Source organism: Bacillus sp. FJAT-29790 (assembly GCF_019039215.1).
Classification (GTDB): domain Bacteria; phylum Bacillota; class Bacilli; order Bacillales; family Cytobacillaceae; genus Cytobacillus.
The window spans coordinates 1,073,028-1,086,319 of the sequence record NZ_JAHNZZ010000001.1 but is presented as its reverse complement, the minus strand read 5'-3'; the positions used below and the strand labels follow the sequence as shown (position 1 = coordinate 1,086,319).

General features: G+C 37.9%; 14 protein-coding genes. 7 read left to right on the top strand and 7 right to left on the bottom strand.

From position 1 onward, the window contains the following. Positions 1-265: 265 nt before the first annotated feature. Both BGM26_RS05110 and BGM26_RS05105 read left to right on the top strand, forming a co-directional pair. Positions 266-1,750, top strand: a complete 1,485-nt coding sequence (locus BGM26_RS05110) for an aldehyde dehydrogenase family protein (RefSeq protein WP_217038639.1) — start codon at positions 266-268, stop codon at positions 1,748-1,750. A gap of 233 nt (positions 1,751-1,983) precedes the next feature. After that, a complete protein-coding gene (locus BGM26_RS05105) occupies positions 1,984-2,583 on the top strand; it encodes an SCO family protein (RefSeq protein WP_217038638.1) in 600 nt (199 codons plus the stop codon). A 54-nt stretch (positions 2,584-2,637) separates the two neighbouring features. On the opposite strand, the gene BGM26_RS21640 is transcribed toward BGM26_RS05105, so the two are convergent. Then, positions 2,638-2,772: a hypothetical protein gene (locus BGM26_RS21640; protein WP_302053217.1), complete on the bottom strand. Its 135-nt coding sequence runs from the start codon at positions 2,770-2,772 to the stop codon at positions 2,638-2,640. A 289-nt stretch (positions 2,773-3,061) separates the two neighbouring features. Between BGM26_RS21640 and BGM26_RS05100 the strand changes: the two genes are divergently transcribed. Continuing rightward, complete coding sequence (locus tag BGM26_RS05100) at positions 3,062-4,681, top strand: ABC-F family ATP-binding cassette domain-containing protein (RefSeq protein WP_217038637.1); 1,620 nt, start codon at positions 3,062-3,064, stop codon at positions 4,679-4,681. A 384-nt stretch (positions 4,682-5,065) separates the two neighbouring features. Here the strand turns inward: BGM26_RS05100 and BGM26_RS05095 are convergent, their stop codons facing one another. After that, positions 5,066-5,194: a YuzL family protein gene (locus BGM26_RS05095; protein ID WP_217038636.1), complete on the bottom strand. Its 129-nt coding sequence runs from the start codon at positions 5,192-5,194 to the stop codon at positions 5,066-5,068. Positions 5,195-5,304: 110 nt separating this feature from the next. On the opposite strand from BGM26_RS05095, the gene BGM26_RS05090 reads away from it, so the two are divergent. Further along, complete coding sequence (locus BGM26_RS05090) at positions 5,305-5,550, top strand: YkuS family protein (RefSeq protein WP_217038635.1); 246 nt, start codon at positions 5,305-5,307, stop codon at positions 5,548-5,550. Between the two features lie 94 nt (positions 5,551-5,644). Here the strand turns inward: BGM26_RS05090 and BGM26_RS05085 are convergent, their stop codons facing one another. Next, positions 5,645-6,580 carry a substrate-binding domain-containing protein gene (locus tag BGM26_RS05085; protein ID WP_217038634.1) on the bottom strand — a complete coding sequence of 312 codons (936 nt, stop codon included), beginning with the start codon at positions 6,578-6,580 and terminating at the stop codon, positions 5,645-5,647. 116 nt (positions 6,581-6,696) lie between these two features. Between BGM26_RS05085 and modA the strand changes: the two genes are divergently transcribed. Together modA and modB are read left to right on the top strand one after the other, a co-directional pair. Further along, a complete protein-coding gene (modA, locus tag BGM26_RS05080) occupies positions 6,697-7,521 on the top strand; it encodes a molybdate ABC transporter substrate-binding protein (protein ID WP_217038633.1) in 825 nt (274 codons plus the stop codon). Positions 7,522-7,526: 5 nt separating this feature from the next. Further along, positions 7,527-8,180, top strand: a complete 654-nt coding sequence (gene modB, locus BGM26_RS05075) for a molybdate ABC transporter permease subunit (RefSeq protein ID WP_217038632.1) — start codon at positions 7,527-7,529, stop codon at positions 8,178-8,180. Between the two features lie 18 nt (positions 8,181-8,198). On the opposite strand, the gene BGM26_RS05070 is transcribed toward modB, so the two are convergent. Both BGM26_RS05070 and BGM26_RS05065 read right to left on the bottom strand, forming a co-directional pair. Then, a complete protein-coding gene (locus tag BGM26_RS05070; protein WP_217038631.1) occupies positions 8,199-9,350 on the bottom strand; it encodes a D-alanyl-D-alanine carboxypeptidase family protein in 1,152 nt (383 codons plus the stop codon). 229 nt (positions 9,351-9,579) lie between these two features. Further along, the gene (locus BGM26_RS05065; protein WP_217038630.1) at positions 9,580-10,521 is read right to left on the bottom strand and encodes a glycine-rich domain-containing protein; all 942 of its coding nucleotides are present in this window, start codon (positions 10,519-10,521) and stop codon (positions 9,580-9,582) included. 237 nt (positions 10,522-10,758) lie between these two features. On the opposite strand from BGM26_RS05065, the gene BGM26_RS05060 reads away from it, so the two are divergent. Then, the gene (locus tag BGM26_RS05060; protein ID WP_217038629.1) at positions 10,759-11,211 is read left to right on the top strand and encodes a cupredoxin domain-containing protein; all 453 of its coding nucleotides are present in this window, start codon (positions 10,759-10,761) and stop codon (positions 11,209-11,211) included. 50 nt (positions 11,212-11,261) lie between these two features. Here BGM26_RS05060 and safA read toward each other — a convergent pair whose 3' ends face one another. Then, positions 11,262-11,888, bottom strand: a complete 627-nt coding sequence (gene safA, locus BGM26_RS05055) for a SafA/ExsA family spore coat assembly protein (RefSeq protein WP_217038628.1) — start codon at positions 11,886-11,888, stop codon at positions 11,262-11,264. 108 nt (positions 11,889-11,996) lie between these two features. Further along, positions 11,997-13,292 (bottom strand): FtsW/RodA/SpoVE family cell cycle protein, encoded by a 1,296-nt coding sequence (locus BGM26_RS05050; protein ID WP_217038627.1) that lies wholly within the window; start codon positions 13,290-13,292, stop codon positions 11,997-11,999.

The following is a 13,292-nucleotide window of genomic DNA, read 5'->3' as shown; positions in this document are numbered from 1 at the left end:
TTTAATAACGAAAAGAGGGCTGCCCTCAAAAGTCATTTTTGATGACTTTTGGGACAGCCCCTTTTCTATGGAAAAAAAGTTTAAAAGGATATCCTCTTATTTAAAAATAGATAACAGATGTCGAATATTATCAGAATATTTGTTTAGTAATTCGTTGCTTTCATTTTTATATGAATGTTAGGATAGGAATGTAAGTGTCAACATAAGAATTCTTCTCATCTAGTCATCATGATATACATAGATTACTATTTTAAGGAGGAGTTTTATGAGTCAATTAACAGTCAGTTTAAAAGAGAAGGTTGAAAAGTTTTTAAGCGGAAAGAAGCATCTGTATATTAATGGTGAATTTGTTGAGAGCAAATCGCAACAGACATTTGAAACATATAACCCAGCTACCGGAGAAGTGCTTGCAAACGTATATGAGGCAGGCCCTGAGGATATCGATCTTGCAGTTAAAGCTGCTAGAAAAGCATTTGATGAGGGACCATGGTCCAAAATGGGCTCAGCAAAAAGAAGCCGCCTTATGTACAAGCTCGCAGACCTTATGGAAGAGAATAAAGAAGAATTAGCTCAATTAGAAACACTTGACAATGGAAAGCCGATCCGTGAAACGACGAATGCAGATATTCCGCTCGCTGTCGAACATATGCGATACTATGCGGGCTGGACAACGAAAATTGTTGGACAAACGATCCCTGTCAACGGTCCATTCTTCAACTATACGCGCCATGAGGCAGTCGGAGTAGTTGGTCAAATCATTCCATGGAACTTCCCGCTTCTGATGGCGATGTGGAAATTAGGTGCAGCCCTCGCAACTGGATGTACGGTCGTATTAAAACCGGCAGAGCAAACACCTCTATCTGTCCTATACCTTGCCGAATTAATTGAAGAAGCCGGTTTCCCTGCAGGTGTAATCAACATTGTCCCTGGGTTTGGTGAAACAGCTGGCCAGCCGCTTGTTGATCATCCGCTCGTCGATAAAATTGCGTTTACTGGCTCAACAGAAGTTGGAAAATCGATCATGGAGAGAGCGTCAAAAACACTGAAACGAGTGACACTTGAATTAGGCGGGAAATCCCCTAACATCATCCTCCCTGATGCTGATTTATCGAAAGCAATTCCAGGCGCTCTTAATGGAGTTATGTTCAATCAAGGACAGGTTTGCTGTGCCGGATCTCGCGTATTTATTCAAAAGAAACAATTCGATAATGTCGTTGCTGATATGGTTAGTCATGCACAAAAGATTAAACAAGGTGCAGGATTACATGCTGATACGGAAATTGGACCGCTCGTCTCCACAGAACAGCAAAATCGCGTATTAGGCTATATTGAAAAAGGGATCAATGAGGGCGCACAGCTCCTAGTTGGTGGTGAAAAGCCTCAGGAGCAAGGCTACTTCGTCTCCCCTACTATTTTTGCTGATGTTAGGGACGAGATGACGATCGCAAAAGAGGAAATTTTCGGACCAGTTATTTCGGCCTTGCCTTATGATGATTTGGACGAATTAATTAACCGTGCGAATAGCAGTGAATATGGCCTCGCAGCAGGCGTCTGGACAAGAGATGTTGCAAAAGCGCACTACATCGCAAACAAGCTCCGTGCCGGTACGGTATGGGTGAATTGCTATAATGCCTTTGATGCAGCTTCGCCATTTGGAGGGTACAAACAGTCCGGCATTGGCCGTGAAATGGGATCTTATGCGCTTAATAACTATACAGAAGTGAAGAGTGTTTGGATTTCAATGAACTAGAGACTACAGCAAAAAGGAACTCTTAGGGGTTCCTTTTTGCTTTTTCCCCTCCTGAGCAGAAAATGAAGCTTCACTCAGTGGAAGTTTTACTCTATTAAACTGCGATTAACATAGCTATTTTAATACTATAATCATTTTCCCCCACAAAATATCCTACATTAGTTTTATCTGTTCACATATTGTCCATAGGATTTTCCTCCGATTTTGTTATCTTTATATAGGGAGGGAAAATAATGAAAAAAGTTTATATTATTAGTGCAATTGTTGTCATTCTTGGAATCTCAGCTGGTATATCATTCTTCATCGTTAGGGATATGACATCCAAAATTCCAGATAATATTTCACTAGTAACGATGAATGATGAAAAATACGAGTTTTCGCAATCGAATAAAAAACTGAAACTAGTGGAATTTATTTACACACATTGTCCAGACATCTGTCCGACTACAACGCAAAGAATGAACCTATTAAAATCAGATTTAGAAAAAGCGGGAGTTTTTGGAGAAAAGGTAGAATTTTTGACAATTACCATTGATCCTTTTAGGGATACTCCTGAAAAATTACGTAAATATATGGAGACTTTCGACATTGAAAATGATGGAAACTGGATTCTTCTCACTGGAGATCAAAATAATATTAAAGCAGATCAACAGGAAATTCGCAAGATAGCTGACACATTTCAATTTCAGTACCGTGATCCGGGTGATGGCTTTTATGTCCATAGTACGTTTGTATACTTAATAGATGAAAATAATAAGTTTATCAAGAAATTTCCGATGGGTGAAGAATTTAACAAAGACGATGCTTTCAAAAAAATCATGGCTAAAATATAAATAAATAAAAACGTTGAATGCATCGTCATTCAACGCTTTTATCATTTTTATAAACTAATTTGTAGTTGAGGATAATCTTTTGTTTTGTGGAAAGGCAATCAGCATTTTCGATCTTGGTTTTGTAAAACTTACATTAATGCCAGCTTTCTTTAATCGGTTAACTAATTCAACGAGCTGTTTTTTGGCCACAATAAAAACTCCTTTATCCTGCCTGAATGATTATATTGTACATGATAAATATGAAAAAACTATGAACAACTTGGATAATAATTAAAAAATTTCTGTTAATATTTAAGGTGCCTTTTCAAATATCCCCGCTATTATTTTCTTAATGTAATTATTCGACTTCTTTTCCAAACATCCTGTCTATTTTCAAAAATTGCTACTTTTTTATCAGTGCTTTATGTAATGAATTAGCGATTTTAATCTGAAAGTGGTATAATTCTATAGATAATGTTTTTTGGAGGAATAAAAATAAATGATAACAGTTAGCAATGTAGGTCTTCGTTATGGTGATCGGAAGCTATTTGAAGATGTTAATATTAAATTTACACCCGGGAATTGTTATGGATTAATTGGTGCAAATGGTGCCGGTAAATCAACGTTTTTGAAAATTTTATCTGGTGAAATCGAATCGCAAACAGGCAATGTTCAGTTAGGTCCTGGCGAGCGTTTGGCCGTGTTAAAACAAAACCACTTTGAGTATGAAGAATTCGAAGTGTTGAAGGTTGTCATCATGGGCCATGGCCGCTTGTATGAAGTGATGCAGGAAAAAGACGCGATCTATATGAAAGCTGATTTTACAGATGAGGACGGCATGAAGGCTGCTGAGCTTGAGGGCGAATTTGCTGAGCTTAATGGCTGGGAAGCAGAATCAGAAGCAGCCATTCTCTTAAAAGGTCTTGGAATTGGCGAGGATCTTCATGAGAAAAAGATGGCCGATTTGTCAGGTTCTGAAAAAGTGAAAGTATTACTAGCGCAAGCACTTTTCGGCAAGCCGGATGTACTTCTATTGGATGAGCCGACGAACCATTTGGACATTAAAGCAATCCAATGGCTTGAAGAATTTTTAATCAACTTCGAAAACACTGTTATTGTCGTTTCCCATGACCGTCATTTCTTGAATAAAGTATGTACGCATATTGCAGACCTTGATTTTAGTAAAATTCAAATCTATGTAGGAAATTATGATTTCTGGTATGAGTCAAGCCAGCTTGCATCTCGAATGGCTTCTGACGCAAATAAGAAAAAAGAAGAGAAAATTAAAGAGCTTCAAGCATTTATCGCTCGCTTCAGTGCAAACGCATCTAAATCCAAGCAGGCAACGTCACGTAAGAAGCTTCTTGATAAAATCTCACTTGATGATATTAGACCGTCTTCAAGACGCTACCCTTACGTCGGTTTTACGCCTGAGCGTGAAATTGGAAATGATTTACTTCGTGTAGAAGGAATCAGCAAAACAATCGATGGCGTTAAAGTGCTTGATAATATTAGTTTTATCATGAATAAAGACGACAAGATTGCACTTGTTGGCACAAATGAAATTGCCAAAACCACTCTCTTTAAAATATTAATGGGTGAAATGGAAGCAGACAGTGGCTCTTATAAATGGGGAATCACAACAACACAGGCCTATTTCCCGAAAGATAACTCGGAGTTCTTTGAAAACAGCGATATGACACTTGTCGATTGGTTGCGCCAATTTTCTCCGAATGACCAAAGCGAGAGTTTCTTAAGAGGATTCCTCGGAAGAATGCTCTTCTCTGGCGAAGAAGTACTGAAGAAAGCAAGTGTGCTTTCCGGTGGAGAAAAAGTCCGCTGCATGCTTTCAAAAATGATGTTGAGCGGTTCAAATGTGCTTATGCTTGACGAACCGACAAACCATCTTGACTTGGAATCCATTACTGCATTAAATAATGGCTTAATTAATTTCAAAGGCTCGATGATTTTCGCTTCTCATGACCATCAGTTTATTCAAACAATCGCTAACCGGATCATTGAACTGACGCCGAGCGGCTTAGTTGATAAGCAAATGACTTATGATGAATATTTAGAGAATGCTGATTTACAAAAACAAGTAGCTGAGATGTATAAGTAATACTAGCAATCAGGAAGGAATCCCCTTCCTGATTTTTTATTCACAAAAGCTCTTTTAATAAGACTATTTTCGCATATATTGTTGTTTTAGCCTTGAAATTTTGCCCGTTGATTTCCGCTGCGAGCACTTGCTTTCCGCGGGGAGGGACGGGAGCCTCCTCGGCGTTACCGCCTGTGGGGTCTCCCGTTCCCTCTATCTCCCGCTGGAGTCAAGTGCCCTCCGCTCCAATCAACTCAGATTATTAGATAAAAATTACATTATAAAAATAACAAACTTTACGAAAACAGCCTTTAATAAAGCTCGTTTCAATATAGCGTATACCCTTTTTGCGGTCAATGTAACAATCTTTCATTTACCTTAAGTAGATAATAAAGTTCGTAAATCTTATTTCTTCTTTTTATGACGTGCAGAAGATGCGGATCTTCCCCCTGTTTCTGTATTCGTTGTACCCTGCCCTTCTACTTCCGGTGAACTTAACATTGCCTTAGATGGATCTTTTTTACGTTTTCCCATGATATCACCTCCACCCTTACTTTTTCATCCAGTTCCTTTTTTTATACCCATATTTGCGGAATAAAAAACTATATGAAAAGACAATCTAACATTGGAGGAGGTGTGATTTAATGGCGAAAAAAATTGCTGTGGAACAGTCACTTACAAATGTAACCGATGCTCTTCGGGAAAAAGGATATGATGTAGTAGATTTAAAGTCAGCCGCAGACGTGGAAAATTGCTCTGCTTGTGTCGTAAGCGGGATTGATTCAAACTTTATGGGGATGCAGGATGTCTCAACACAAGCCCCTATCATTGAGGCAAGCGGCTTATCTGCGGATGAAGTATGCCGGCAGGTAGAAGAAAGAATGCAATAAAGAAGTGAAGCTCTATGTAGAAGCGGAAACTATCTGAATACACGAAAAGACTAAAGAAATCTACTTCTTCAGTCTTTTCGTATATACATATTTATTAGAATGTTTCATACATGATCTTCCCTGTTTCGGTTAAGTCATAATCCCCCATCGTATTCAGTTCTGCTTTAATTACATTTGAAGACAATATTTCTTTTATCTTTTGAATGAGCGGCTCATTTTTTTCATTTTTTACGAGAACTAGATCATAACGTTCCTTAATTAACGGGATAAAACCTACACCGGTTATTTTAGCCGCATGTTCAATTCCTACCCCAATATCTGCTTTTTCGCCTGCAATGGCCGCTGCAACAGTTAAATGGCTCGTTTCCTCAGCATGGTATCCGTTTACATCTATAGATCGAATCCCATGAATTCGAAGCTGTTCATCTAAAAGAATACGGGCCCCAGATCCTTTCTCACGATTGACGATAGAAACATCCTCTCTATTCAAGTCTGTCCAGTTAGAAATATTTTTTGGGTTTCCGTTTTGGACATAAAGCCCAGCCCATCTAGAAAGGAAGTTGATAACGATAAATGGGAAGCCAGTTAAAATCTTTTTCACATACGGGATATTATATGTCCCTGTATCTCCGTCAAACAGATGGAGACTAACTAAATCACATTGATCATTGTACATGGAAATTAGACTGTTAAGGCTTCCGTTATACAGACGAAGCGGTCTGATTGTACTAGATTCCTTCTCCAGCTGTTTCGCAAGTAAATCTAACGCAATGTCCTGTCCACTAATAACAAATGTTTTTGGACTTTCAATCGCGCTTGGCATTTGGCTTGAATTTTCATTTGGATAGCTGCTCTTATTTTTGCTTCTTTCTTTATAGTTCTCAAGGTCACTTGCATCAACTCTCATCTGTCTACCAACACGGTAGGAAAGCAATTCATTTTTTTTGATTAAATCATATACGGTTAATTTGGATACCTTTAATAGAGAGGCAATTTCTTCAATCGTATACGAGATATTATTGATTGTCATGATCTCCATCCTAACTTTTTTACTAGTGTGATAAATATTACTGTTAAATTTAATTATATCTAGTTATAATTAGTTATATCTTAATATAACCATTTATAACTAGAGAGGAATAAATTATGATGAAGTTACGTAATTCTATTTTTATTTTGCTTTTCTTGTTCATTTTATCCGCTTGTTCTTCAAATGGGCCAGCAAAACAAAATGAAGAAAGCAAGGACGAAGTAAAAGTTGAAACAGGTGTGGAAAACAAAGAGATTACTGTCTCTGCTGCCGCTAGTTTAGAAGATGCACTTATGGAAATTAAACCATTATTTGAAGATGAGCACGATAATATTAAGCTTCTTTTCAATTTTGGTGGCTCTGGCGCCCTCGGGCAGCAAATCACACAAGGAGCACCGGTTGATCTTTTCCTATCAGCTGCAAAGGATAAATTTGATGAACTTATTTCTCAAGATTTAATCGAAAAGGACAAAGGGATTGATTTAGTTGGAAATAGCCTTGTTCTAATCATACCAAAAGAATCAAAAAATTCGATAGCTTCATTTGAAGATCTTACGAATATTGGTGAAGGTAAATTAGCTTTAGGAACACCAGAGTCTGTCCCAGCCGGAAAATATGCTAGCCAAACATTTCACCATTTAGGCATCTGGGATAAGGTTGAAAACAATATCGTTTATACGAAAGATGTCCGTCAAGTCCTAACGTATGTCGAAACTGGTAACGTCGAAGCTGGGGTCGTATATAAAACAGATGCAATGCTTTCTGATAAAATAAAAATTGTAGCTGAGGCAGACTCAAGCAGCCACGATCCGATCATTTATCCTGCTGGCGTTATTAAAACATCCAAAAATATCGAAGAAGCAGAAATGTTTTTCCAATTTTTACAAGAAGCAAAGATAAAAGAAATTTTTCAAAAATATGGGTTTCAAGTATTGGATTGATGTAAATGAATGATTTATTTTGGTCACCCGTTCAGCTTTCATTAAAAATTGCTGCCGTTGCGTTAGTGATGGTGTTCATTACGGGTACCCTGTTAGCAAAAATGATGGCACGAAGGAAGTTTAAGGGAAAGATATTAGTTGAAACGCTTTTCATGCTCCCTCTTGTCCTCCCTCCGACTGTCATTGGTTTTCTGTTAATCATCATTTTTGGAAATTCTAGTCCTGTTGGAAGATGGATTCAATGGTTTTTTGACCAGCCAATTATGTTTACTTGGTGGGCGGCAGTCATCGCTTCTACGGTTGTCGCCCTCCCTCTTATGTATCAATCAGCTAAAACAGGATTCTCTGATGTGGACAGCGGGGTAGAGGAAGCTGCAAGAGTTGACGGGGCTGGGGAATGGATAGTGTTCTTTTTTGTCACTGTGCCACTAGCTTACAGATCCATTATCTCAGGGGCAATTCTTAGCTTTGCTAGAGCTTTCGGGGAATTTGGGGCAACGCTTATGTTTGCCGGTAATATTCCGGGCAAAACACAAACGATCCCAACAGCTATTTACATATCTTTAGAATCAGGCAATATGGAACTAGCCTGGCTTTTCGTGTTAACGATGATTATTATTTCCTTTTTGATGTTATTTGCAGCTTCTATTTTTAAATAAAACGGCCATATGGCCGTTTTATTGTTGTATTTTCCATCGAACTCCAATGATTAGCCCTCCGAGGAGAAAAATCACCATTGTAAATTTCCCATAATTCCCTGTCGACGTCTTAAGTTCTTCCTTTTCTATTACCTGATGTGAAAAGTTATCAGTTTTCTTTTTTTCAGCGAGTTGAACAGTTTGGACAACTTCACCTTTCTCGTCGATATATTCTAATTTACCTTCATTTGTCATCCTTTTCTCAAATAAACTTTTAGGAACAGTTATTAATATATCCTCCCCACCAGTTGTGAAGGTTTTCCCATCGGCATGAAAAACGTCGGTTTTACTAATTAAAGAACGGTTAAATTGATCAAAACCGTAATCTAATAATTTTTTTGTGTCAGAGTAGCCCTCTTTACTATCGTTCGATTTTAATACAATTGCTGTCAGTTCCATCGATTCATTTGCAGCTGTCGTTGCCAACGTAAATTGGGATTCCTGGACATATCCTGTTTTTCCACCGTTTACTTCTTCATAAGGAATTTCTCCCTTTAACATGAGGTGGTGGGTCAGAAGCGTAGTATCCCACGATTTGCCTGTCCACTTCAATGCTTTCGTTCCATAAATTTCTCGAAAGGTTTTATTTTTAAGTGCGTAATTCGTTATGATTGCTAGGTCTTCAGCAGTTGTATAATGGTCCTTATTAAACAGCCCGTGCGGATTCGTAAAATGAGTGTTCTTAACTTGTACCCGGTCTGTTAAGTAACTGTTTATATGCTCCGAGTATTTATCGATCGATCTATCCAGATGTTCAGCAATCGCCGCGGCAGCATCATTTCCTGAATTAATCAGCATCCCTTGAATTAATTTTTTTAGTGTAACTTCTTCTCCTGCTTCTAAGAATACACTTGTTCCGTCTACTTCTGCTGCCTCTTTACTAATGGTTACGATATCATCTAAATTCCCATTTTCGATCGCATAAATCGCCGTGGCAATCTTTGTTAAGCTTGCAGGGTACATTTTGTTTTGTGCGTTCTTTTGAAATAATATCGCTCCTGTTTTCGAATCAACAAGAATCGCTGTTTCACTGCTGATCTCCGGCTTAGAGTTTTCCTCCGCATCTGCCACCTTGATTAAAGGCGTAGTAATACAAAATACAAGTACAAGTAATAAAATCATTTTTTTCATTGATACCCATCCTATATGTCTTAAGTTATTACAATATCGGGCACTAAAAATAATACCCGATGAGCATGTTTGACTTTATGTCTGCTAATCCAATAATGATTGTACCAAATGAAGAATCAAAAGAGAGAAATGACGTGGAATTGTTATGAAAATGAAAATTTAGTGGATAAAACTAGGAAGGTGATCATTTAGAATTAAAAATAAGCAATCCATCTAGGATTGCTCATCTTCAACTACATCCCCCACCGCAACTGGAACTGCTTGAACAACTCGAACTGCCCCCTGAATCGTTGTCAGAGGAGCTGCTGCACCCGTAACCTGAACATGAGGAGCTTCCTCCACCTTTATCAGATTTTCCCGTATAAGCTGGAAAGAGGGAATTCATATTTTGCTGGAAGAGATCGGCTTCGTAAATAGAGAAGAAAACAAATGCAGGTAAAAGAGTATGATATTCATTTTCTGAGGTCAATTTATTAAACGATGTTGGTTGGTTTTTATACTCTATCGTTTCAGATTGTACAATCTCTGTTTTCATTTTTTGAATGAGATATTTTTTTACATCATAGCAATCCTCTGTTTGCCGGAAATATTTTACGAGTAGCTCTTTTTCTGAAAGATTTTTAAAATCCCCAAGAATTTCCTTTTTAATCGGATATTTTAAGAATCCTTTCCATAGTAAACGACTATTTACAGTAGACTGGAACAAACTTAAATATACCCAATCAAAGAAGGCTCTTTCCCCCGGAATTGGCGTCGAGTCCATGTTTGGCGTGTGATGCAAAAATTCTTGATAGAATTTATTCGAGAACTTTTCATAATCCTTTGTAAACATCAGCATTTCATGCCAAACCTCATCAACCTTTTCACTGAACATTGGGACTGTTTTCAACAGGCTGTTTAAAACAAAATACCGTTTAAGCTCAAAAAAACGCCAATCAAAGTCGTGATTTTTCCAGCTTGGCTCGTTCTCAAGCAACCGTCTTTTTAAATTATTCACAAACGTAGATGGTAATGAAGATCGCAGACATTTAGATAGCTGCTTTCCTCCTTCAATTCGGAAGCCAAGATTTGTCGGCACTCGCTCATCCTTCAGTCTGAACTTTCTTTTCTTTCTTTTTTTGATCATTATGATCGCAATGATGACGAAAAAGAATACTAGAATAAAAATCATTTCTACGATTTTCCATCCCCTTTTTGTATGATATCCCCATTATATAAGAAAGATGTATAAAATTTACAGCGTTTTATGCGATATTGAGTCTTAAATCCTAGTTTTTCCTAATTAGAAATAATTCCTTTTTGTCCTTAAAGAAAAAAATGAAATATTACGAGAAAAGAGACAAGTTTTCCTACCCTACTTGCATATCTTTATAGTGGACAATCATTTACTATAGGGGGAGAGAATCACATGCAATTTTTTGTTATAAAAAAGCGGGCCATCATCATGTTCCTTGTCATTTTTACAGTTATTGCTTCAGCGTCGGTCTGGCTTTATGTAAACGCTGGAACAGTAACAGCCTTTAGCCAGGAAAAGACTGGCAAAATTCGCGAGATTGACATGGTTACTGGTGAATTCAAGTCAAAGATTTCTAAGGGGAAAGAGATTGAGGCTTACGTCTTTCATCCAGGGACGATTGTTCTTGAAAAAGGAGAAAAAGTCCACCTGAAAATACATGGCGTAAACGGAGAAGAACATCCATTTTACATTGAAGGCACAGATATTGAAGGGGTTGTGAAAAAAGGAGAAGTAACACTTGTACCGCTGCAATTTAAAAAAGAAGGAACCTATCGTCTTATTTGTAAAGTCCATCCAGGACATCATGATACCGTGCCTATGATTGCTTACATTGTCGTAGATTAATAAGAAACGCACCAGGGATATGGATATTTTCCTGGTGCGTTTTCTATCATTTAACGTCCGATGAACATTTGAGTCCAATAGTGGCCGTATGAACCGCCTTTTACATAACCAACGCCGATTTCCGTAAAGTTACTTGATAAAATATTTTTACGGTGGCCTTCGCTGTTCATCCATGCTTGAACAACTTCTTTAGGTGTAGCCTGTCCCGCAGCAATGTTTTCACCAGCTGAGCGGTAAGAAATGCCGAAATTCTTCATCATTTGAAATGGAGTGCCATATGTAGGAGAGTTATGATCGAAATATCTTTTATCGATCATATCTTGAGATTTATATCTCGCGACTCTTGCAAGCTCCCAATTTGACTTTAACGGCTTTAAGCCATTTTTGGCTCTCTCTTGGTTTACGAGCTGAACCACTTGATCTTCAACATTTGTTGTTGCTGTTGATAAAGTTGGTATGTTAATCTTTTGTCCGGGATAAATCGAGTTGGGATTTGAAATTTGAGGATTTGCATTGATGATCTCAGAAACTCCAACTTGATAGACCAGGGCAATTTTCCACATCGTATCCCCTGACTTGACCGTATGTACTGTTGATGCGCTTGCATCGTTATTAAATCCAAAGACTAGTGCGACAGACAACATAAGAGTGAGGCAAAGCTTTAATAATGTTTTCATATTTATATTTAAACAAATTCTCGTAAACTATGAAACCGGTAAATGTTACCGGTGCTCTTGTTTCCGCAAAAGAAAGACCCCCTTCCGTATGTAGGGAGCCTGTATCTTTTACTTTGTTTGCAAGTAATTAACTCCGAAAAATTGCTTTCTCCTATATACACTCAAAACAAGCCCGAGCAAAAAGGAATTAAATACGAATGCCATGGAGCCATGACTAAAAAATGGCAATGATACACCAGCAATTGGAAGCCAGCCAAATGTCATAAGAATGCTATATAAAAATTGAAAGGTAAAAAGGATATTGGCTCCAAAAACGATCAGTCTTCCAAAAGGGTCTTGAATAACCTTAGAGACCCACATCATTCTAATGGACAAGATAACAAGAATGGTGACAAGGAATAGCGCGAAGGACCAGCCAAAAAGATAAGTCATTGTAAAAAAGACAAAATCAGTATGAAGTTCTGGAAGGACAACAGCTTCACTTAGTTTCCCTTGACCAAACCAACCGGCTTTTGGGAGCAGTTCTTGCAGTTTAACATTTATGTACCCCGCTCCGTTTATATGCTGTTCAGGGTGAATGAAACCAAGGAATCTTTCTTTTAAATATAGATTCGGATATTTCAAAAAGTATACGGTGGACCCGCTTATCATGATAACAGCGCTCACCAACGTAATTATAACTTTCTCTTTTTTCTTTAATTGACTAAAAAAAAGCATCCCAATGATAAGAACACTGTATAGGAGTACAAGAAATAAATGGGAAGTATATGCCAATATCAAGAAAGATAATAAAAACAGGCCTGTTAACTTTCCTATATTTTGATTCCTAGCTGAGAAAAAGATTGCCCATGCGATAAACAGAAATGGAAGCGCGACGGTTGCATCGGCAGAAAATCCAGCGAAATGAAAGTATGGGCGCCCATTCATCAGCTTTCCAAAGAGGGATAGAAGAATCAGAATGCTAATCCCTAAACCATACAAGCCCATGCCGTGCCTCATTAGCTTTCTATAATCAAACAACATGAAGAAGGCGATGGCAAAAACACCAAGCAAAATCGCTTTTATCTTTGAAGTAAGTAAATAATTATTGTATCCTATACTGTTATAGTATCCTTCAAGCATAAAAGTTGGCAGCAAACTCAACCCTAAAATCAGAAGAAAAATAGAGATGATGCTCCAGTCCACTTTTGGGCGATGAAGCTTATTCATTTTCCTGCCGATCGTTTCGGGGTCCCCCATTTGTTGTACGGCTTTTGTTTCTGCTTCTGTTTTCGAATAGCCTTTCTGTTCATATTCTTCTACCAAGCTTTGCAAATGGTTTCTTAGTTCTATTCCTACCATTTCCTTGGCTTCTTTAGAGCGTATATGGTTAGTCACTTGATCTAAAAATCCTTTTAGGCTCAC

Excerpts from the sequence above, each read along its gene's own strand:
- BGM26_RS05110 (WP_217038639.1), top strand. The coding sequence starts at position 266 with ATGAGTCAATTAACAGTCAGTTTAAAAGAGAAGGTTGAAAAGTTTTTA.
- BGM26_RS05105 (WP_217038638.1), top strand. The coding sequence starts at position 1,984 with ATGAAAAAAGTTTATATTATTAGTGCAATTGTTGTCATTCTTGGAATC.
- BGM26_RS05100 (WP_217038637.1), top strand. The coding sequence starts at position 3,062 with ATGATAACAGTTAGCAATGTAGGTCTTCGTTATGGTGATCGGAAGCTA.
- BGM26_RS05095 (WP_217038636.1), bottom strand. The coding sequence starts at position 5,194 with ATGGGAAAACGTAAAAAAGATCCATCTAAGGCAATGTTAAGTTCACCG.
- BGM26_RS05090 (WP_217038635.1), top strand. The coding sequence starts at position 5,305 with ATGGCGAAAAAAATTGCTGTGGAACAGTCACTTACAAATGTAACCGAT.
- BGM26_RS05085 (WP_217038634.1), bottom strand. The coding sequence starts at position 6,580 with ATGACAATCAATAATATCTCGTATACGATTGAAGAAATTGCCTCTCTA.
- modA (WP_217038633.1), top strand. The coding sequence starts at position 6,697 with ATGATGAAGTTACGTAATTCTATTTTTATTTTGCTTTTCTTGTTCATT.
- modB (WP_217038632.1), top strand. The coding sequence starts at position 7,527 with ATGAATGATTTATTTTGGTCACCCGTTCAGCTTTCATTAAAAATTGCT.
- BGM26_RS05070 (WP_217038631.1), bottom strand. The coding sequence starts at position 9,350 with ATGAAAAAAATGATTTTATTACTTGTACTTGTATTTTGTATTACTACG.
- BGM26_RS05065 (WP_217038630.1), bottom strand. The coding sequence starts at position 10,521 with ATGATTTTTATTCTAGTATTCTTTTTCGTCATCATTGCGATCATAATG.
- BGM26_RS05060 (WP_217038629.1), top strand. The coding sequence starts at position 10,759 with ATGCAATTTTTTGTTATAAAAAAGCGGGCCATCATCATGTTCCTTGTC.
- safA (WP_217038628.1), bottom strand. The coding sequence starts at position 11,888 with ATGAAAACATTATTAAAGCTTTGCCTCACTCTTATGTTGTCTGTCGCA.